At 60.2% G+C, this 19,755-nt stretch carries 16 protein-coding genes and 1 other RNA gene; 14 read left to right on the forward strand and 3 right to left on the reverse strand.

Features of this window, described 5'->3' with window-relative positions; all coding sequences use genetic code 11:
* Positions 1 to 40: 40 nt before the first annotated feature.
* From mnmE to GWR55_RS14480, 3 genes are all read left to right on the forward strand, one after another.
* On the forward strand, positions 41 to 1,462 hold the full coding sequence (gene mnmE / locus GWR55_RS14470; RefSeq protein WP_162402889.1) for a tRNA uridine-5-carboxymethylaminomethyl(34) synthesis GTPase MnmE: 1,422 nt from the start codon (positions 41 to 43) through the stop codon (positions 1,460 to 1,462).
* Positions 1,463 to 1,568: 106 nt separating this feature from the next.
* Positions 1,569 to 2,765 carry a Gfo/Idh/MocA family protein gene (locus GWR55_RS14475; protein WP_162402890.1) on the forward strand — a complete coding sequence of 399 codons (1,197 nt, stop codon included), beginning with the start codon at positions 1,569 to 1,571 and terminating at the stop codon, positions 2,763 to 2,765.
* Complete coding sequence (locus GWR55_RS14480; RefSeq protein WP_162402891.1) at positions 2,762 to 3,187, forward strand: VOC family protein; 426 nt, start codon at positions 2,762 to 2,764, stop codon at positions 3,185 to 3,187. The genes GWR55_RS14475 and GWR55_RS14480 overlap by 4 nt, the downstream gene beginning before the upstream one ends.
* Before the next feature lie 90 nt (positions 3,188 to 3,277).
* On the opposite strand, the gene GWR55_RS14485 is transcribed toward GWR55_RS14480, so the two are convergent.
* Positions 3,278 to 4,096, reverse strand: coding sequence for a DUF1080 domain-containing protein (locus tag GWR55_RS14485; RefSeq protein WP_162402892.1), 819 nt, complete (start codon positions 4,094 to 4,096; stop codon positions 3,278 to 3,280).
* A gap of 138 nt (positions 4,097 to 4,234) precedes the next feature.
* Here GWR55_RS14485 and GWR55_RS19340 point away from each other — a divergent pair, with 138 nt between their 5' ends.
* From GWR55_RS19340 to GWR55_RS14500, 4 genes are read left to right on the forward strand one after another with little or no spacing between them, the layout of a single operon-like run.
* Positions 4,235 to 4,681 carry a hypothetical protein gene (locus GWR55_RS19340; RefSeq protein ID WP_238398436.1) on the forward strand — a complete coding sequence of 149 codons (447 nt, stop codon included), beginning with the start codon at positions 4,235 to 4,237 and terminating at the stop codon, positions 4,679 to 4,681.
* A complete protein-coding gene (locus tag GWR55_RS19345; RefSeq protein WP_238398781.1) occupies positions 4,654 to 4,947 on the forward strand; it encodes an MFS transporter in 294 nt (97 codons plus the stop codon). The genes GWR55_RS19340 and GWR55_RS19345 overlap by 28 nt, the downstream gene beginning before the upstream one ends.
* 50 nt (positions 4,948 to 4,997) lie before the next feature.
* Positions 4,998 to 5,492 carry a hypothetical protein gene (locus GWR55_RS14495; protein WP_162402893.1) on the forward strand — a complete coding sequence of 165 codons (495 nt, stop codon included), beginning with the start codon at positions 4,998 to 5,000 and terminating at the stop codon, positions 5,490 to 5,492.
* Positions 5,493 to 5,530: 38 nt separating this feature from the next.
* A complete protein-coding gene (locus GWR55_RS14500) occupies positions 5,531 to 7,120 on the forward strand; it encodes a carboxylesterase/lipase family protein (RefSeq protein ID WP_162402894.1) in 1,590 nt (529 codons plus the stop codon).
* Positions 7,121 to 7,754: 634 nt separating this feature from the next.
* Here GWR55_RS14500 and GWR55_RS14505 read toward each other — a convergent pair.
* Both GWR55_RS14505 and rnpB read right to left on the reverse strand, forming a co-directional pair.
* On the reverse strand, positions 7,755 to 8,885 hold the full coding sequence (locus tag GWR55_RS14505) for a phosphatidylinositol-specific phospholipase C1-like protein (protein WP_162402895.1): 1,131 nt from the start codon (positions 8,883 to 8,885) through the stop codon (positions 7,755 to 7,757).
* A 262-nt stretch (positions 8,886 to 9,147) separates the two neighbouring features.
* An RNA gene (gene rnpB / locus GWR55_RS14510) (RNase P RNA component class A) lies at positions 9,148 to 9,591 on the reverse strand.
* Positions 9,592 to 9,764: 173 nt separating this feature from the next.
* On the opposite strand from rnpB, the gene GWR55_RS14515 reads away from it, so the two are divergent.
* The 7 genes from GWR55_RS14515 (at position 9,765) to GWR55_RS14545 (ending at position 19,738) form a co-directional block, all read left to right on the forward strand.
* Positions 9,765 to 11,402: a tachylectin-related carbohydrate-binding protein gene (locus GWR55_RS14515; RefSeq protein ID WP_162402896.1), complete on the forward strand. Its 1,638-nt coding sequence runs from the start codon at positions 9,765 to 9,767 to the stop codon at positions 11,400 to 11,402.
* A gap of 315 nt (positions 11,403 to 11,717) precedes the next feature.
* Complete coding sequence (locus tag GWR55_RS14520) at positions 11,718 to 12,944, forward strand: ABC transporter permease (RefSeq protein WP_162402897.1); 1,227 nt, start codon at positions 11,718 to 11,720, stop codon at positions 12,942 to 12,944.
* A 206-nt stretch (positions 12,945 to 13,150) separates the two neighbouring features.
* On the forward strand, positions 13,151 to 14,398 hold the full coding sequence (locus tag GWR55_RS14525) for an ABC transporter permease (RefSeq protein ID WP_162402898.1): 1,248 nt from the start codon (positions 13,151 to 13,153) through the stop codon (positions 14,396 to 14,398).
* Between the two features lie 228 nt (positions 14,399 to 14,626).
* Positions 14,627 to 15,820: a bacteriohopanetetrol glucosamine biosynthesis glycosyltransferase HpnI gene (hpnI, locus tag GWR55_RS14530; protein WP_162402899.1), complete on the forward strand. Its 1,194-nt coding sequence runs from the start codon at positions 14,627 to 14,629 to the stop codon at positions 15,818 to 15,820.
* A gap of 94 nt (positions 15,821 to 15,914) precedes the next feature.
* Positions 15,915 to 17,384 carry a deoxyribodipyrimidine photo-lyase gene (locus GWR55_RS14535; protein ID WP_162402900.1) on the forward strand — a complete coding sequence of 490 codons (1,470 nt, stop codon included), beginning with the start codon at positions 15,915 to 15,917 and terminating at the stop codon, positions 17,382 to 17,384.
* A 12-nt stretch (positions 17,385 to 17,396) separates the two neighbouring features.
* The gene (locus tag GWR55_RS14540) at positions 17,397 to 18,344 is read left to right on the forward strand and encodes an SDR family oxidoreductase (RefSeq protein WP_162402901.1); all 948 of its coding nucleotides are present in this window, start codon (positions 17,397 to 17,399) and stop codon (positions 18,342 to 18,344) included.
* 14 nt (positions 18,345 to 18,358) lie between these two features.
* Positions 18,359 to 19,738 carry a nucleotide sugar dehydrogenase gene (locus GWR55_RS14545; protein WP_370521149.1) on the forward strand — a complete coding sequence of 460 codons (1,380 nt, stop codon included), beginning with the start codon at positions 18,359 to 18,361 and terminating at the stop codon, positions 19,736 to 19,738.
* Positions 19,739 to 19,755: the final 17 nt, after the last annotated feature.

Here is a 19,755-nt window from a genome sequence, read left to right on the forward strand (position 1 = left end):
ACGCAGGAAGTTCCTCTTTCCGCTCTGCCATACTCTCTGTATGACCAGTCCGCATGCCTCCTTCTCTTCGCAGCAAGTATTGGAGATGGAGACCATCGCCGCCATCTCCACGCCTCCCGGCCGCGGCGGCATTGGCATCGTCCGGTTCTCCGGAAGTCGTGCGAGGGCGATTGCGGAGAGGATGGTCCGGTTGGCGCAGCCGCTGGAGCCTGGCCGTGCTCGCTTTGGGCACGTTGTCGATCCTTCCACCGGCGAAGTCATGGATGAGGTCGTCGTGACCTTCTTCGCTGCGCCGCACTCATACACCTCGGAAGATATCGTTGAGATCGCGATGCACGGCTCTCCCGTGCTGCTGAACTATGCGCTGGAGCGCGCACTGGGGGCAGGAGCGCGGCTCGCCGAGCCGGGCGAGTTTACGGAGCGGGCCTTTCTCTCCGGACGGCTGGATCTTACCCAGGCCGAGGCTGTCCGTGACCTGATCGATGCGAATACGCTGCATCAGGCTCGCGTTGCTGCGCAGCAGATGGGTGGCTCGCTCTCGCGCAGGGTCGCTCCTATTAAGGACCAGCTGATTGCTCTGATCGCCGGACTCGAAGCCGGGGTGGACTTTGCCGAAGACGACATCGACACTATGCCCGCCAAGGAGATCACAGCGCGGCTGGAAGCCGTGGCAGCTCCTCTGCGTGAGTTGGAACGCAGCTTCGGATATGGGCGACTGGTGCATGACGGCCTCAGGCTTGCGATTGTCGGCAGGCCGAACGTGGGCAAGTCATCGCTCTTCAACCGGCTGGTGGAGCGCGACCGCGCTATCGTCACCCCGGTGGCTGGAACCACGCGTGACCTGGTGACCGAGAGAGTCGCGATCGAAGGCATTCCCGTCGAGCTGATCGACACCGCTGGCCTGCGCGAGACCAGCGACGAGATTGAGAGTATCGGGATTACAAAGTCGCGCGAGGCGATGGCCGATGCCGATCTTGTTCTGATGGTGTTGGACGGGGCATCCCCGCATCCGCACCCTGAAGATGCGAGCACGCTGGCTTCGATGACAGGAAGACCGGTGCTGATCGCCGCCAACAAGCTGGATCTATGCACGTCTGATCCGGAAACCCCCGAAAGAGGAATGTCTGATCTGAAACTGCAGCAGAGCATTCCGGTTGTGCGAACCTCGGCGATCACGGGCGAGGGTATCGAAGAGTTGCGAAAGGCGATCCTGAAGATTGCAACCAATGGCGCATCCAGCCAGGAGACAGCATTGATCACCAATCTGCGGCAGAGACAGGCGGTCACAGATGCGCTCGCCGGGCTGGGCCGTGCAGGCGAAGGCGTGGGTGCAGGACTGCCGCATGAGGTTCTGCTGGTCGATCTCTACGATGCGCTGGGCGCGCTCGACCGCCTGACCGGAGCCACGACTGCTGACGACATTCTGCACCTGATCTTCTCGAGCTTCTGCATCGGAAAATAGAGTTCGTTCCACATCAGGCCCGGTTGAGGAACTGCCTGCAGTCCCAATCTCCACATGTGACCTCTGATACCATCCTTCCGAATCAAAAAATGATCTGAGGAGAGCCATGTCTATTACCCCATCCCGTCGCAGCTTTCTGATCGCCAGCGGTCTTACCGCGCTGGGCGCAACCCGCGCGCTGGGCGCCAATGACAAGATTCGTGTCGGAGTGATCGGCGCAGGTGGCCGCATGGGCCAACTGCTCGCCTCTGCCGACGCCTGCGGCACACCCTTTGAGATCGTTGCCGTCAGCGATGTTTACGCTCCCCGACGCGATCAGGTAAAGGCCCGCGCCAATGCGACCACAGCGACTACTCACATGGACTTTCGCGAGGTGCTCGACAACAACACCATCGACGCCGTCTTCATCGCCACGCCCGACCACTGGCACGTCCGCATCGCGACCGCCGCGCTCGGCGCGGGCAAAGACGTGTATCTCGAAAAGCCGGTGACCCACACGCTCGAAGAAGGAGCAACGCTGCAGAAGGCGGTTCGTTCCAGCAAGCAGGTTCTGCAGTGCGGCATGCAGCAAAGGAGCTGGAGCCACTTTCGCAATGCCGTCAATCTCATTCAGGGCGGCACGCTGGGTGAGGTAAGGCAGGTGCGGACCTACTGGTGGCAGAACTACGGCTTCAGCTGGGTGCCCAAGCCGATCGACGTGGCGCAGCTCGACTGGCACCAGTGGCTCGGCGGCGCACCCGACCAGCCCTTCTCGCTGGAGAAGTACTTTCGCTGGCGCTGGTTCTGGAACTTTGGCGGAGGCGCCATGACCGACCTTTTTGCCCACTGGATCGACGTCGTGCACTGGGCCATGAAGGAAGATGAGCCATCCATGGCATTCATGCTGGGTGACAAGTACACCTACAAGACGTGGGACTGCCCCGACACCATCCAGGCGGCCTTCCGCTATCCCGGCTTCGATGTCGTCTACGAGGGTATGATGGCCTCCTCCATCGACGATGGTGGGCTGGAGTTTCGCGGCACCGAGGCTACGCTCAAGATCAACCGCTCCGGTATGAGCGTCTATCACGAGGGCCTGAAGGGCGATCGCAACCCTGTCCTTAAAGAACAGAGCTTCGAGGACGGAACTATCGACCACATGAGGAACTTCTTCGAGTGCATGGGGAGCCGCAAGGATCCAAATGCTCCTGTCGAAGCTGGTATTGCCTGCGCGCGCGCCGGTCACATCGGCAACCTCGCCTTCCACCACGGCGGCAAAACCAACTGGCCGGTGGGCAACCGCAAAGGAGAATCCACATCATGACGTTGGCCAAAAATACGAAATCGGCAGTGATCCCCGGCATGCGCTATCGCGACTGTCCGGCTGCGATCGAATGGCTCTGCAAGGCTCTGGGATTCGAGAAGCATGCCGTCCACATGGAAGAAGACCTCGTAATGCACGCCCAGCTGAATTTTGGAAACGGCATGATCATGCTGGGTTCCGCCCAGAAGAAGCAGAACGATTACGCCAGATGGACAGCCATGCCGGATGAGGTCGGCGGGCGCGAGACCCGTAGTGTCTACCTGGTGGTAGACGATTGCGATGCGGCCTACGCGCAGGCAAAGGCGGCAGGCGCCGAGATGGTCTTCGATCTGGAAGAAAAGCCCTATGGGGGCAAGGGATTCACCTGTCGAGACCCGGAGGGATACCTGTGGCACGTCGGCAGCTACGATCCCTGGGGCTGAGTAGTTTTGATTCCAGGTATTGCCGGACAAAAAATGAGAAGGGCACGAAAATTCGTGCCCTTCTCATCAATCTCACCCGCTGACTCACATCTACTGCAACGGCTTGATGTCCCGCGCCCAGATGTTGCGGAAGCTGATCGGCTCGCTCTTGTCGCCGTGTGCCTGCAGCTTGATGGGAGCTTCGTCGTACTTCTTGTAGTAGGGCTTGCCCACATAAAGCGTCTGACCCTTCAGCTGGAAGTGGTTCTGCACCAGAACGCCGTTCATAAACACCGTGACGTAGGCCGGAGTCTCGACGGAGCCGTCTTCCTTAAATCGCGGCGCCGTCCAGACGATATCGTACGTCTGCCACTCGCCCGGCTTGCGTGCAGGGTTCGCCAGCGGAATGGCCTGCTTGTAGATGCTGCCCACCTGGCCGTTGGTGTAGGTCTTATTGTTGTAGTTGTCCAGCACCTGCAACTCGTAGCCCGCGTCACCTGGCCCGGTCGAGGCCAGAAAGACGCCGCTGTTGCCGCGCGCCTGGTCGCTTCCCGTAATGTCGGCCGGAATCCTCCACTCGACGTGCAGCTGATAATCCTTGAACTTCCTCTTGGTCTCGATGTTGCCGACGCCCTTTTCCTTGCTGACCGTCAGGATCCCGTCATGCACAACCCACTTTGCCGGTGTATGGTCCTGGGCCGAGACCCACTGGTCCTCATCCTTGCCATCAAACAGCACCACGGCATCCGAGGGCGGATCCGCATCCGTCTTGCCCGGCGTGACCACCGGAGGCACGGGCGAGTAGACCTCCGTGTCCTGATGCTTCATCGTGGCGTTTTCAGGAGGAACGCCCACCTGTTGTGCGGAGAGGGTGGCGGCAAACGTCAGGGCGGCGAATGAAGGTAACAGCTTCCATTTTTCAATACGCATAGGTGCTAACGAAGATACACCTGCGAAGGTTTACGTTGGTAGTACCTGGAGAACCTGCCGCCCCAGAAAAGTCATCTCCAGAGCCGCGTCGAATATCGAATCTTCGGCTCGGCTGCTTTAATCGCCTCACTGACCTTCGTGGCCACCGAAAAGCTCACCGCCATGGAAGCGGGTGCCCCATCTTCGACCGCGAAGCGGGCTAAGGTGGGTTCCAATCCTTCAGCCAACACCTCCGCCATCGCCAGGATCGGCCGCGACATGAAGCAGGGAATCGACTTCATCCTGCACCACGCCGCCCTTCTCTTCGTCATCCTCGCCATGGCAGCGGGAATATTCGTCCTCGGCTGCTTCGCCCCCCTCATCGCCGTCTACGTGCGCGACTCGCTGCACGCCTCCACCCGCGCCTTCGGCATCGTCGCCGCGATGATCGGCCTCGGCATGCTCATCGGAATCAACGGCCTCAACACCTTCGGCAAAAGCTTTCGGATACCCTGCAGGTCTACGGCGGACTCTGCGGCATCGCCGTCGGCCTCATCATCCTCACGCTGCTTCCGTACATCTGGTCGGCCATCGTCGGCAACCTGATCGTCGGCTTCTCGGTCGCCGGAATCATAGTGCCCTCGCAGACCCTCTTCCAGCAGGCCACCCCGCCGGAGCTGATGGGCCGCGTCGGCTCAACCTTCATGTCCATCATCTTCGCCGCCCAGATCGGCGGCTTCGTCCTAAGCGGAGTTCTGACGGACTACATCAGCGTCCGCCAGATCTTCGCTCTCTGCGCCGTTGTCGTGCTTCTGTTAGCAGCCGCAGGCAAGCTGTGGATGGAGCCGAAGCCAACCGAAGCAGTGGCATAAGTCCTCTATCGATGGAAGATTGTTAAATCCTTGCTCGTACAATTTGCGTGATGCGAATAAAGAGTTTTTGGCAAGGAGAAGAGTTCATCGTCAGGATCTCGGGCGATCGACAACCCTTTACGGTCTATCGCATTTTGGGTTCCCTCATATTCGCCACATTGGCCGACTTATTGATTCGTCACAGCGGTCTACGAGCAGGGGCGATTGCGGCGGGCGGAACTTACGCTGTTTACAACGTTTGCGATGTCCAATTCGGAGCGAGCGAGATGCATGTAGCCAAAGACACAATAACCTTCAAGAGAACTCTTGCCGGGCTAAACAGATCTCGCACCTTCCCGTGCTCCGAAGTGGAAAAGCTAGGCTATCTAAAAGGAAGTGACAAGGAGTATCCAGCGATCGGCATAATGATTCGAAGCCTCATCATGCCGGTCCATTTCGCTAAGGGAATCTCCTACGAAGAAGCCAAGGAGCTATTCGCGACAATAGGAGCAAGCAACAGTTGGCTCAAGACAAAGACGCTGGATATCGATCACCCACTCTTTTAATCCATCCATCTGTACTACTATTCTGCCGAGACCAAACTATGCCTTTCCTCCGTCGCGAAGTCTTCGCTGCTGCCCTGCTCCTTGCCTCCACCGCCGTCTTCGCCGCCATTCCCGCTCAGGTCAAGACCGACAAGGGAACCGTAGAGGGCGAAGCCACCACGGACGGAAAGGTCATGGCCTATAAAGGAATCCCCTACGCTGCGCCGCCTACCGGCAAGCTGCGCTGGGCTCCGCCCGCTCCCGCTGAGCCATGGACCAGCGTCCGGTCGGCGCACGACTTCGGCTACCACTGCGTGCAGGCCTCCATCTTCCGCGACATGATGTTCCACGACCCCGGCGCCTCCGAGGACTGCCTCACCCTTAACGTCTGGACCCCCGCCAACGCCCAACCCGGCAAACTTCCGGTCATGGTCTGGATCTACGGCGGAGGACTCCAGGGCGGGACCACCTCCGAGGGCCGCCAGGACGGCCAGTTCCTCGCGCATAAGAATGTGGTCGTCGTCTCGATGAACTACCGGCTCGGCATCTTCGGCTTCTTCGTCCACCCCGAGCTCACCGCCGAATCTCCCCACCACGCCAGCGGCAACTACGGCCTGATGGACCAGAACGCCGCCATCCAGTGGGTCAAGCGCAACATCTCCGCCTTCGGTGGCGACCCTGACAACATCACCATCTTCGGCGAATCCGCCGGATCGTTCTCGGTCAACTTCCACATGGCCTCGCCCATGTCGCGCGACCTGATCAAGCACGCCATTGGCGAGAGCGGGGGCGCCATCGCCTCCTCACGCCCGGCAGACCTTCCGCGTGAGCAGCGCGAGAAGATCGACCCCGCCGCCGCGGTCACCCTCTACGGGACCAGCGACCTCGCCAAGCTGCGCCGCCTGTCGACGGAAGACATCATGCGGCCTCTGCGCGCGCCGAACGGCACGCCACGCTTCGGCCCTGACATCGACGGCTGGTTCCTGCCCAAATCCGTCGCCGCCATCTACGCCGCCGGTGAAGAGGCGCACGTCCCCACGCTTGCCGGATGGAACGCCGATGAGGGCCGCGGCGGAATCGCCGGCAGCCTGAACACCTTCTCCGCCGCCGGATTCGCCGTCGAGGCCGAGCACGACTTCCCCGGCCAGTCGGCAGAGTTCCTCAAGGTCTACCCCAACGCCAACGAGACCGAGGCCCTCAGCTCCGCCGCGGATTACGCTGGCGACAAGTTCATCGCGTACTCCACCTGGAAGTGGCTCGAAGAGCAGGTCAAGACCGGTAAGGCTCCCGTTTATCGCTACTACTTCGCGCTCGGCAACCCCGGCGACCGCTTCCACACCACCTCAGCCGGAGCCTTCCACTCCGACGACATCGAGTACGTCTTCGGCACTCTCGACTCCCGCCCCGAGGCCATGTGGCGCCCCGAGGATCGCAAACTCTCCGAGCAGATGCAGACCTACTGGACCAACTTCGCCCGCACCGGAGATCCCAATGGCTCCGGCCTGCCCAAGTGGCCCACCTACGGCCCTACCGAGTGGCAGGTCATGCACCTCGACAAGACCAGCGCTGCCAAACCCGACGCTCACCGCGAACGGTATCTGTTTCTGGATAGCGTCTGGGGTAAGCCAAAGGCGCCTGAGGCGCACTAACGGTTTTCTTTCTACAGTTGAGCTGTTAAAAAGTTCTCGTCTTAGTCGCAAGAAGTCCTCGTCGTTGTCGCAAAACGCCAGCTTTTGTTGAGCCATATGCGGATGACGCTCGGATTCCCGATCATGTGTCATTCCGAGCGGAGAGCGTTAGCGCGAAGTCGAGGCCCCCCCGCATTTCGGGATGCTGGTTGGAATGGTTTGCCTCGCTTGAGACAGAGTGCCCGTACCGGCAAAATGCGGAGGTCTCTCCGCTCCGGCCCTTTGGCCTTCGGTCGAGATGACACTTCTTTGGGGTGCCGGGTGCCGGGTGCCCCACATCTCGATTTTGAGATGTGGAATCATTCGAGCGAAGCTCGAATCTGAAATAACTCTCCTCCTGAGCGAAAGCTCAAACACGAAACAAACTGTGTCATCCTGAGCGAAGCGCAGCGAAGTCGAAGGATCTGCCGTTCGACTGCAAAACCTCAACTCTCAGGGGAAAACTCGCAATCTCGGCATCGACCGAACAACGCGTTCTTGCGGTGCTCTCCTGTTCCGATCCAGCAGAAAATCTTCTGGAATCCCTGCCGCATCAAGCCGGACGAGGATCTCTTTCAAGACCTCTTCTCTCGCCGCTTCAAAATAAAACTACCCGTCAACGCTCCTTGCCCTCCACCCACGCATCCTTGCATCCGCTCGGAGCATTCACTGGATTGCACCGTGCCGCCACGCCACCCGGCAGCGCTACGGAATAGCCGGTCCATGGAGCAGGCTCGCTCACCGGAAAGTCCGTGCTCACCATCTGGGCTCCGCTCTTCAGCGTCTCGTCCTTGCGGGTGGTGTCGTTGGTGCGGCCCTGGTCGGTGTTGAAGTCCGCCCGCGTCCGCACCAGGTAACCCTTCTTCACGAGCGCCTCAATCTCGTCCGCCGTTCCCTTGTCCTGCTCGACGAAGCCAGCCTCCGGCTCTCCCGGCCGGCCGTTCACGAAGAGCACGCGGCCCTTCATCATGGCGTGGCCCTCAAGATACGCCGGAGCCGAGCTGCGGTTGTAGAGCAGGAAGACCACCTTGCCTCGGGCCTCTTTCAGCGTCGGCCACCTGCCAGCCAGTACGGCTTCTTCCAGCGTCGCCGCGCCTCCACGCACCTTGTCGGGAGTGATGATCTCGTTCTCCTTGAAGACCGAGCGGATCTCCGCATCCATCGCGTCCCACGTGGCCGCGGTCCACGGCTCCGCGGTCACCGCGCCCTGCATAGGGCCCAGCCGGCCCTGCTTGTCCTCGATCAGCAGAAAAATCGGCACATGCCCTTTGTGCCCCTTCGACCAGGTGCGAATCTCCTTCAGGCACGAGGTGAATAAAACACAGCTGCTCCTCTGGTTCAGGTCGCCCAGGTGCAACGTCTTGAAGCCCGGCTTCAGCCACTCGTGCTTCGGATCGAAGTCCGAATCTGGCGGAAGCCCCGCTTCCTTCGTCAGCTCGACGATCTTCGGATGTGCAAAGCGTCCGCCTTTGGGGTCCTGCACGATATCCAGCTCCAGCTGCCGCACGCCTGCGTTCAGCTGCTGTGTCAACGTCTGATGGTGGTACTCCACGCCGCGATATGCCTTGGGATAGTGCTGCTCGAAGTACTTCCCCTCGCTGGGCGCGAAGCCCATGTTGTAGCTGTTGTGGGTTCCGACGACCTGAATCTGGTTGAGATGAAGAGTCTCATCCTGCGCCTTTCGGGTCTGCGCAGATAACAGAGACGGAGCGAACGCAAGACACATCACAGCCAGGGAACGAAACATGCAGACGAAGACCTCAGAGGAGTCGATCTTTCAACAATATCTCAACCAGGATCTCTCCCCCTTTACGCCTGAGAGAGATCGCTTTCCAGTGAGCTGGCGATGAGGCCTCTGGGATCGACATCTTCCGGGGAAGCTTTCCTGAATGGATTTTCCAGGTTCCGGAATCCTTCAAAGGAAACAGAGATTCTTCGCTGCGCTCAGAATGACGATTACGGTGTGGTGATGGCCCCGGGATCGTTTTTGCGATCGCCGGGGCCATAGTTTTTGCAGACGGCCCATAAGCCGAATTCTGTTTTAGATGATCATTCCTCTAGGCGACGCATTACTGCGCCGCTCCAGCAACCTACCCGCAGGTTTCGGCTTTCCTTGAGCTTTCGCTCGCGAAATCTCTGCGCCTGGGCGCACCGGGCCGATACGCCATCGCCGCCTGCAGAGGAGCGGCGAAATCCCTGCCTATTTGGTCTTGCTCCGTGTGGGGTTTACCATGCCGCGTCTGTTACCAGACGTGCGGTGCGCTCTTACCGCACCTTTTCACCCTTACCGCTGGCTTGCGCCAGAGGCGGTATGTTTTCTGTTGCACTGGCCGTCCAGAGGTCTTGAAACCTCCGTCCCGGACGTTATCCGGCACACTGCCCTGCGGAGTTCGGACTTTCCTCCCCCGGACCACGCTTGCGCATGGCCCGGCAGCGATCATCCGGCCGCCTGCAATTTTAAGTGTATCGCGTTTATTGACGGGAAAATGGCGGAGTCAGGGGCTATGCCGTGCGCGTATGATGTTCGGCACCATTCCCCATCACGCCACCGGAGACGACCGAACGGCGTAGGACAGATTCCAGGCCCCGCAGAAGGAACTTCTTTTTTTGCCCGAGGAGACACGCCATGGAAAACACCATTACGATCACTCTGAATACATTGCACTGCAACCGCGAGGGGCAGGGGTCGGGAGGCTCTTCGCCTTACCTCTGGCCTGCCATGCTGTGGGTCAGCAAAGACACAGCCAGCGTAGGGGTCCTCGGAATCTACGACGGTGACTCCCACACGATCCTGAAGCGAGGAATGAAGCCCGGCGATACCGTCGATATTCCCTCCAAGGTGGGGGTAATGCTACGGCCTTTTGACGATGATCTGTCGAACCACGTCATCATCGTCACGGTTGCGCTGTGGCAGGACAATGAGAGCCCCGGCTATGCCGTGCAGGCAGGATATCGCTCCTTCCTGACATCGCTGCGGGATGGGATTGCCAGCCATCTGCTGCAGTTGAACTCCGACGATCCCGCAACCGTGGAGCAGGCCGAGACCGATATCAAGACCGCCGTTACCGCGGGTGTGACCCAGGGGATCAAGAACAGCCTTTCGACCACGGACAAGATCAAGATTGCGACGGGGATTCTGACGCTGGACAGCCCGATCGACAGTACGACGACGTCATTCTCGAATCTCGTCAATACCGGTTTTTCGCTGCAGATTGGAGGCTCGCTGGGCGGCCGGCTGCTGTTCTATCGCGATTACACCCGCAATGGCACCGGAGATGTCGATACTCCGAAGGTGATCGGGCTTGGAGGCTGGGCGGGATTCAAGTTCCTGTTCTCAGGAGGAGACGGCATTATCTACGCGGTCAACCCGGAGGGGCAGCTCCTCTTCTACCGCGACGCGACCCAGGATGGGACGGGCGACGTGAACACGCCCAGCGTGATCGGGCTTGGCGGCTGGGCTGATTTCAAGTTCCTGTTCTCGGGCGGCAACGGAATCATCTACGCGGTCAATCAGCAGGGTCAGCTGCTGTTCTATCGCGATTACACTCGCAACGGCACGGGGGATGTAGATACCCCGCAGGTGATCGGGCAGGGAGGCTGGGACAGCTTCAAGTTTCTGTTTTCGGGCGGAGACGGCATTATCTATGCCGTGGATCAGCAGGGCCGCCTGCTGTTCTACCGGGATACAACGCAGGACGGCACCGGTGATGTGAACACGCCGAGCGTCATTGGTCTGGGCGGCTGGCAGAGCTTCCAGTTCCTCTTCTCCGGGGGAGATGGGATTATCTATGCGGTGGACCAGCAGGGGCAGCTGCTGTTTTATCGCGATTACACTCGCAACGGCACGGGGGACGTCGATACCCCGCAGGTGATCGGTCTGGGCGGATGGAAGGACTTCCAGTTTCTCTTCTCCGGCGACAACGGCATTATTTATGCGGCGGAGAAGGCTCTCACCCCGAAGGATTCCTACGAGGTGACGGGGACGTTAGGCATAGCCGCGGTTCTCTGTGTGGATGAGCGCGCTGCCGTGAGCACTGCAACGGCGGATGTGCAATCGGCCAAGCAGATGGTAGCGAACCTGCAGCAGGAGTTTCAGAACGCGCCTGCTTCCCAGAAACCGTTCCTGCGCCAGCAGATCAAGGACGCGGAGGCGGATGAGGCTGCGGCGGAGCAGCGGCTGTCGGCGGCTAAACAGGCGCTGTCGGCGTGCCTGGCGCGGAGCAGTCCTCCGAGGCGGCATCCGTTGCCGATTTCGGTCGGGTGAGGGCCCCGGCAAAGGTCATCTCGACCGGAGGCCCGAAGGACGCAGTAGAGACCCCCGCATTTTGCTCGTTCAATCGATCGCCTCGCGCTGGAGGATTTATCCCGATCGAGCATCCCGAAATGCGGGGGTTCCTCGGCTGCGTGCTTCGCACTTCGCTCGGAATGACACAGAAGAGGGGAAGATCGCATCTATCGCCCCAGGCAAGTCGGTCCCACCGAGTAACGCCCCAACCAGCCCTGCCACAGGAACACTCGTCACACTTTGCGCGTAATTCCATCGGGGAGCGGGTAGACTGGACGTTCCGGAACCAGGGTTATGGAATTTAAGGAAGCCGTCAAAATTGCCCTGCAGTCCCTTTGGGCAAACAAATTGCGATCCATCCTGACGCTGCTCGGGGTCGTCATCGGCGTGGCCAGCGTCATTGCGGTGGTGACGCTGGTCAACGGAGCGAACGTGTATGTGGCCAGCAAGGTCAATCGCTACGGCGCCGACACCTTTACCATCAGCAAGCAGCCCCAGATCATCACCAGCTACGAGCAGTACCGCCAGTTCCAGAAGCGCAAGAACATCCTGCTGGACGATTATCTCTATATTGCTGAGAACTGCAGGCACTGCGCCCAGGTTGGCGCCCAGCAGACGGTGACCGGCAAGATCGTCTTCGGGACCGAGTCGTCGACCGACACCGTCATTCGCGGACAGACCTATGCGATGCCTGAGATGCAGAACATGAACATTGTTCAGGGCCGCGGGTTTACGCCGACCGATGATGAGCATGCCTCGCATGTTGCCCTGATTGGGTCCGATATCCAGGAGAACCTGCTGAAGGGGGAGGATCCCATCGGCAAGGAGATTCGTGTGGACGGCGTACCCTACACGATCATTGGTCTGGGCGAAAAGCAGGGCAAGACGCTGGGGCAGAGCCAGGACAACTGGGTCGCGGTGCCGCTGTCGGCCTTCCAGAAGACCTACGGGACGGCGAAGACCCTGACGATCTATGCGAAGGCCGGAGGCGGGGAGCAGGTGCTGGAGTCCGCGACCGACGAGGCGCGCCAGCTAATGCGCTCGGACCGCCATGACAGGCCGGGCATGGAAGACAGCTTTACCCTCGAGACCAGCGACACCTTTGTGGGTCTGTGGAAGAGCATCAGCCAGGGTTTTGAGGCAGTTGCGGTCGCTATCGCGGGAATCTCACTGGTGGTGGGCGGAATCGTCATCATGAACATCATGCTGGTCTCGGTGACGGAGCGGACGCGAGAGATCGGGGTGCGCAAAGCTTTGGGAGCGAAACGGCGTGACATCCTGATCCAGTTCCTCATTGAGTCGGGCACGATGGCCATGGCAGGGGGAGCGCTCGGAGTGATCTTAGGCATGGGCGTGGCCCAGGTCGTCACGGTTCTGCTCGGATTCCCGTCGACGGTTGCTATCTGGAGCATCTTTGCCGGCCTGTTTGTAGCGGCAGGGGTAGGAATCTTTTTCGGGGTCTATCCGGCACGCAAGGCGGCGGATCTGGACCCCATCGTCGCGCTGCGGTCGGAGATGTAGGGTGCTCGATACCAGGAGGTCGTGTGGCGAATCCGAATTCGTTCCAGTCAAGGAGCATCGCTTCCGCAGATCCTTCGACTCCGCATCTCGCGATAAGACTGCGAGATACTCGCTCAGGATGACACTTATTTAGATGCCACGCATTTCTTTGTGGCGAGCACCAGACACAGGACACTGACAAGCAGAAGCCGGGGAGAGGCGAAACGATGAATCTTGGAGACCAGAGAGAAGCGGTCAAGATGGCGTTCGACCAGTTGCGCGCCAACAAGATGCGCTCGGCCCTGACCATCCTTGGCATCGTGATCGGCGTGGTGACGGTGATTGCGATCTCTTCGGTCATTAATGGGCTCAATTCGCGGGTTTCCGGCATGGTGGAGGCCATGGGGACGAACGTCATCTGGGTGTTTCGCTTCCCTGTGATCGGCGTGCGGCCCACGACGGAAATGCTGACCCGCAAGCAGCTCACCATGGAGGACGCGGAGGCGATGGCACAGCTTCCGCACGTGGTCGCGGTATCTCCTTCGCTGCGCTATCAGAACTTCCAGTTCAACGCCGGATCGGTGACGGCGAAGTACGGTACCCACAAGGTGGAGAGCGTCTCGCTGGAGGGTGACACCACCTCGTCGAAGGATGTCTATGACTGGGACATCCATGAGGGGCGCTACTTCAACGAGACTGACCAGGAGCGCGCCTCCAACGTGGTGGTGCTGGGCCATGATACGGCGGAGGACCTTTTCGGCCTGGAAAGCCCGATCGGCAAGGAGGTCCAGATTGAGGGCCGAACCTTTACCGTGGTGGGAACACTCGAGAAGCAGAAGGCGGCCTTTGGCGGAGGAAAGAATCCGCAGGATAACTTCGCCTACTTCCCCATCACGACCTTCCATAAACTGCATCCCGAAGTGCTGGACTACTGGATCAGCGTGAAGTTCGATAACCAGAAGAATAAGGCGGCGGTGATCGACAGCATTACGGAGCTGCTGCGCCGCCGCCGCAAGGTGCGCAACGAGGCCGCGGACAACTTCGCGATCTTCGGGTCCGATTCCATTACGCGGCTGTGGACGCAGATTACAGGCTCGCTGTTTCTGCTGATGTTCGGGCTTTCTGCTGTCGGCCTGATGGTGGGTGGCGTGGGCGTGATGAACATCATGCTGGTCTCGGTGACGGAGCGAACGCGCGAGATCGGCGTCAGGAAGGCGATTGGGGCGAACAAGAGGATTATCCTCACGCAGTTCACGCTTGAGGCCGTGACGTTGTGCGCGCTGGGCGGGATTATTGGGATCCTGCTGGGCAGCGCCATCGCCGTGGGGCTGAGCTTTGTCCTCTCGTCGACGGTGTCGCTGCTGTGGGTTGCGCTGGCGTTTCTGTGCTCCTGCGCGATCGGACTGGTCTTTGGGATCTATCCGGCGTGGAAGGCAGCGAACCTCAACCCGATTGAGGCGCTGCGGTACGAGTAGGGTAGGGCTTGGATTCCCGACTGAGCAGGCAAACTGCGGTTCCTTCGACTGCGCTGCGCCCCGCTCAGGAGGACACCTTGTTAAAGCTTTGCTGCGCTCAGGACGACACCTCTTTTTGAAGGCCTGACTGCATCCGCTCCGCTCAGGGCGTAGGTGTTTGTTCGAGATCCTGCTGATCCTTGCTTCCTCTTAATGTGTCGAGAATTGCGAACCCGTTAGACTAGAGGGATGCTGGCAAACTGCATCGAGGGCCTCACTGCATTGCTGGCACTGGCCGGGATCGTCTACATGGCGCTGGTGCTTTGGAGTGCGCGCGACTTTCATCGGGCTTGCCGCAGGCGCAGCAGCGCGGAGGAGTTTGCTCCTGACGTCTCCATCCTGAAGCCGGTCAAGGGGATCGACCAGAGAATGTATGCCGGCTTTGTGAGCCACTGCAGGCAGCAATACGCCGGGCGCTTCGAGATCCTGTTTGGCGTCTCCAGCATGGACGATCCCGCGGTTCCGGAGATCGAGCGGCTGAAGGCGGAGTTTCCCGCGATCGACATTCGCCTGATCGAGTGCACCCAGCGGCTGGGAACCAGCGGCAAAGTGAGCAACCTGGTACAGATGCTGGAAGAGGCGCGCTACGAGTATGTCGTTATCAACGATAGCGACATACTGGTTTCGCCCCGTTATCTGGGCCGGATCATGAGCTGCTTCCGGGATAGCTCGCATCCGGCCGGAAAGCCCGTAGGGCTGGTGACGGCGCCTTACGTGGGTCACACGCCGGAGAAGGGCGCGGGCCTGTGGTCGCGGCTGGAAGCTCTGGGGATCTCGACGGATTTCTTTGCCGGGGTGCTTACGGCGCGAAAGCTCGAGGGCGGCATCCGGTTCGGACTGGGTTCGACGCTGGCGACAACGAAGACCACCCTGGTCGAGGCGGGCGGACTGCGGTCGCTGGTGGAGTATCTGGCTGACGACTACGAGATGGGTGTGCGGATTGCCAGGGCCGGATACAGGGTCGAGCTGTCGGACGAGGTGGTGGAGACCTCGGTTCCGTCGTACAGCTTTCGGGGCTTTTCCGATCATCAGCTCCGCTGGGCGCGCTCGACGCGCGATTCCCGCAAGCTGGGATACGTGGGGCTGGGGATAACGTTCTGTCTGCCGTGGGCTATCTTTGCCTGTGTCTCCAGCGGCTTTGCGCTGTGGAGCTTCACGCTGCTGAGCCTGGCCCTGCTGGCCCGCGTCTCGGTGGCGCTGTCGGTCGGGGTGGGTGTGCTGCATGACGGACAGGTGCTGCGCGATCTCTGGCTGCTGCCGCTGCGCGACCTGCTCGCCTTCGGGTTCTGGCTGTGGAGCTTTGCGGGTGACACGGTGGTGTGGCGCGGGGAAGAGTTCCATCTGCAGAAGGGCCGCCTGAGCCGGGTGAACGACGCCGGCTGAGATGGCTGCGTCTGACTCGGGATCAGGGAAGTATCTTCCTGCACTCCGCTTTGCATCTCTCCAGATAAGTTTGATCCGCAAAGGGGCATTCGGGATGGGAAGATCGAGAGGCGAGGCGCGGGAGGACCGCGAGATAGAAGGCGGTTCGGCCGAGCTGAACGCGCTGACAGACGATACGCGTGTAACGGTGCGTCGTCCGGGTAAACCCGATCCGAATGGCAGGTGCGTCGTCTACTGGATGCAACGGGCGCAGCGCGGAAGGGACAATCATGCCGTCGATGTCGCCGTGAAGGCGGCGAATGTGCTGGGGCTGCCGCTAGTGACGTACTTCGCGGCCATCTCCAACTTTCCTCACGCCAATCTTCGTCACTATGCATTTTTGCAGCAGGGCCTGAAGGACATCGAGGAAGACCTGGCGGAGCGCGGGATTGCATTTGTGATGCGCCGGTCGCCGCATGAGTCGCACGAGCACTTGTTCGCCGATGTGGGGGCGGCGATGGTGATTGGCGACGAGAATCCGTTGCGCGAACCGGAACGCTGGCGGCGTGAGCTCGCTTCACGGCTGCGCATTCCGTTTTGGACGGTGGATGCTGATGTCGTCGTGCCCTCGAAGTTGATGGAGCGGGCACAGTACGGCGCATACACGATGCGGCCAAGACTCTACCGCTTGTTGCCGGACTATCTGCAGCCATACGAGAACCTGAAGGCCGAACACGAGTGGAAGAGGCCCAGGGGATTTCACGGCGATGTTCTGGACGAGGACATCACGCGGGGCTGGAGGGATCTGGATCGCAGCGTGCTTCCGGTGAAGGCGTGGACAGGCGGAACGCACGCTGCGCGCAGGCGGCTGCATCACTTTGTCGAGAAGATTCTGCCGGACTATGAGGCATCGCGCAATCGCCCCGAGCAGGATGGAACCTCCTGCCTGTCGCCGTACCTTCACTTTGGCCACATCGGTCCGCTGACAATCGCGCTGGCGGTCGAGGCTGCGGTGAAGAAGCATCCGCGGCTGCATCCGGCGAGGGATGCGTTCTTCAACGAGCTGATCGTTTGGCGTGAGCTGGCGGTGAACTTTGTGCGTTATACGAAGCACTATGACGCAGACGAGTGTGCCGAGCCATGGGCCCGGAAGACCATCGCCGAGCACGCCCGCGATGAGCGCGAATTCACCTACACGCTAAGCCAGCTTGAAGGCGCGAAGACGCACGATCCCCTGTGGAACGCGGCGCAGAGCCAGATGCTGCACCATGGCTGGATGCATAACGTCATGCGGATGTACTGGGCCAAGAAGATCCTGGAGTGGAGTCCGGATATCAGCACCGCCATGCGCCATGCAATCCATCTGAACGATAAGTATTTTCTGGATGGCCGCGACCCGAATGGATATGCGGGGTTGGCATGGGCCATCCTGGGCAAGTTCGACCGCGCATGGAACGAGCGGCCGGTATTCGGCAAGATTCGTTATATGTCGGGAGCTTCGACCGGACGGAAGTTCAACTCCAGGCTATATATGCAGCAGATGGAGATTCTTCCGCGGCAGAAGGGGTTCGATTTCGCGGGCTGATATTCTTAAGTCTTGGCACACTTTCTTATTACCGGCGGAGCGGGCTTTATCGGCTCGCACCTGGTTCACGCGCTGCTTGAGCGAGGCGACCAGGTCAGGGTGCTCGACAACTTCGAGACGGGACTCAGGAAGAATCTGGAGCCTGTGCGCGACAGGATCGAGCTGCATGAGGTGGACCTTGCAGATGCGGACGCGGTTCGCAAGGCGTGCGAGGGCGTGGACTACATCTTCCACGAGGGCGCGCTGCCCAGCGTTCCGCGCAGCGTAAAGGAGCCGCGGCCGAGCCACGAGATCAATATCGGCGGCACCTTTAATGTGCTCGAAGGCGCGCGCCTGGCGGGGGTAAAGCGCGTCGTCTATGCAGCGTCTTCTTCCGCGTATGGAAATCAGCCGGGCTTTCCGCGGGTGGAGACGATGGCCCCTCAGCCGCTATCGCCGTATGCGGTACAGAAGCTTACCGGTGAGCTTTATATGCAGGCCTACTGGAGGGTCTACGGGCTTGAGACGGTGTGCCTGCGCTACTTCAACATCTTCGGCGCGCGCCAGGTTCCGGACTCGCCGTACTCGGGCGTGATGGCGCGATTCATCCTGATGATGATGCGGGGCGAGACGCCGACGATCTTTGGCGATGGCGGGCAGGGTCGCGACTTTACGCATATCGAGAACGTGGTGCAGGCGAACCTGCTGGCGATGGAGACTCCTCGAGATCGGGTTGCCGGGCGGGTGTTTAATATCGCCTGTGGAGAGCGTCATACACTTAACGAAACGTATGCGCTTCTCGCAACCTTAACCGGGTTCAAGCATCCACCTATATACGGTCCTGAGCGCGAAGGAGATGTGCGCGACTCGCTGGCCGATATCACAGCAGCGAAAGAAGCCCTGGGCTATGCACCCGAGGTCGGTTTTGAAGAGGGTCTGCGCCGCACCGTCGCATGGTATCGCGAGGAATTTGTTGCTTAGAAAGATGGGATAGAGTGACACCAACGAATCTCGCAGCAACAACGACAACAGGGCTGGATGGATGGCTGGCGGCGATCGATCGCCGCACCGCACGAGTGGGCATTATCGGACTGGGCTATGTGGGGCTTCCCCTGACCCTGCTGTTCAGCGAAGAGAAGTTTCGCGTTACCGGCTTCGATATCGACGCCTTGAAGGTCTCGACCCTGAATGCGGGCGACTCCTACATTCATCGCATTGAGACGGACCATATCCAGGCGGCACAGGCCAGCGGCTTCCGTGCGACCTCGGACTTCTCGGAGATCACCGGCATGGACGCCGTGCTGATCTGCGTGCCCACGCCCCTGAATGAAGACCATACACCGGATATGAGCTACGTGGTCTCGACGATTGAGTCCATTGCTCCTCACCTGCGCGCGGGTCAGCTGGTAGTGTTGGAGAGCACGACCTACCCCGGCACGACCGAAGAGATCGTCGTCGAGACGATCAATCGTCATGGCGCGGGCAAGGGCGTACGGGTTCTTCGCAATGGTGCTGCGCCCTCGAATGAGCTGGATGGCGTGATGGTGGCCTTCTCGCCGGAGCGCGAAGATCCGGGCAACATGATTACGCCACGCCGCGAGATCCCGAAGGTGATTGGAGGCGTGGATACTCGCGCCACGGCTGCTGCTTCAACGCTTTATGGCAGCGTCTTTCGCAAGACGGTTCCCATGTCTTCCCCTGCGGCGGCGGAGATGACCAAGCTGCTCGAGAACATCTACCGCTGTGTCAACATTGCGCTGGTTAACGAGCTGAAGCAGCTCTGCGGTCCGATGGGCATCGATATCTGGGAGGTCATTGAGGCCGCGGCGACCAAGCCCTTCGGCTTCCAGGCCTTCTATCCCGGCCCCGGTGTCGGAGGACATTGCATCCCTGTCGATCCGTTCTACCTGAACTGGAAGGCCCAGCAGTTCGGCGTCCAGGCGAAGTTCATCGAGCTTGCGGGTGAGGTCAACGAGGCGATGCCTGCGTATGTTGTCCAGTGCGCGGCTCGCGCTCTTGAGCGCAACGGCGTTGCGATAAAGGGAGCAAAGGTGCTGGTGCTGGGCGTTGCCTACAAGCGCGACGTGGACGACCTGCGCGAGTCTCCTTCGCTGATCGTGATCGAGAAGCTTCGCCAGGCGGGAGCGCAGGTGGAGTACAACGATCCCTTCTTCCCGGAGGTAGGGCGCGGCCGTCACTACGATCTGCACATGCGCTCGACGCCGATTGAGAATCTCGACCGGTTCGACTGCGTTCTGATCCTCACCGACCACTCGCTCTACAACTATGGTGAGATTGTCAGCCAGGCGAAGCTGGTCGTAGATTCCAGAAATGCCACGCGGTCGATCGACTCTCCGAAGATCGTGCGCTGCTAAAGTATTTCCCGCGATGA

The organism is Edaphobacter sp. 12200R-103 (genome assembly GCF_010093025.1).
Classification (GTDB): Bacteria; Acidobacteriota; Terriglobia; order Terriglobales; family Acidobacteriaceae; genus Edaphobacter.

Coding starts and splice junctions, on each gene's coding strand:
- GWR55_RS14515 (WP_162402896.1), top strand. CDS start 9,765: ATGGAAAACACCATTACGATCACTCTGAATACATTGCACTGCAACCGC.
- GWR55_RS14520 (WP_162402897.1), top strand. CDS start 11,718: ATGGAATTTAAGGAAGCCGTCAAAATTGCCCTGCAGTCCCTTTGGGCA.
- hpnI (WP_162402899.1), top strand. CDS start 14,627: ATGCTGGCAAACTGCATCGAGGGCCTCACTGCATTGCTGGCACTGGCC.
- GWR55_RS14485 (WP_162402892.1), bottom strand. CDS start 4,096: ATGCGTATTGAAAAATGGAAGCTGTTACCTTCATTCGCCGCCCTGACG.
- GWR55_RS14495 (WP_162402893.1), top strand. CDS start 4,998: ATGCGAATAAAGAGTTTTTGGCAAGGAGAAGAGTTCATCGTCAGGATC.
- GWR55_RS14480 (WP_162402891.1), top strand. CDS start 2,762: ATGACGTTGGCCAAAAATACGAAATCGGCAGTGATCCCCGGCATGCGC.
- GWR55_RS14500 (WP_162402894.1), top strand. CDS start 5,531: ATGCCTTTCCTCCGTCGCGAAGTCTTCGCTGCTGCCCTGCTCCTTGCC.
- mnmE (WP_162402889.1), top strand. CDS start 41: ATGACCAGTCCGCATGCCTCCTTCTCTTCGCAGCAAGTATTGGAGATG.
- GWR55_RS14475 (WP_162402890.1), top strand. CDS start 1,569: ATGTCTATTACCCCATCCCGTCGCAGCTTTCTGATCGCCAGCGGTCTT.
- GWR55_RS14525 (WP_162402898.1), top strand. CDS start 13,151: ATGAATCTTGGAGACCAGAGAGAAGCGGTCAAGATGGCGTTCGACCAG.
- GWR55_RS14535 (WP_162402900.1), top strand. CDS start 15,915: ATGGGAAGATCGAGAGGCGAGGCGCGGGAGGACCGCGAGATAGAAGGC.
- GWR55_RS14505 (WP_162402895.1), bottom strand. CDS start 8,885: ATGTTTCGTTCCCTGGCTGTGATGTGTCTTGCGTTCGCTCCGTCTCTG.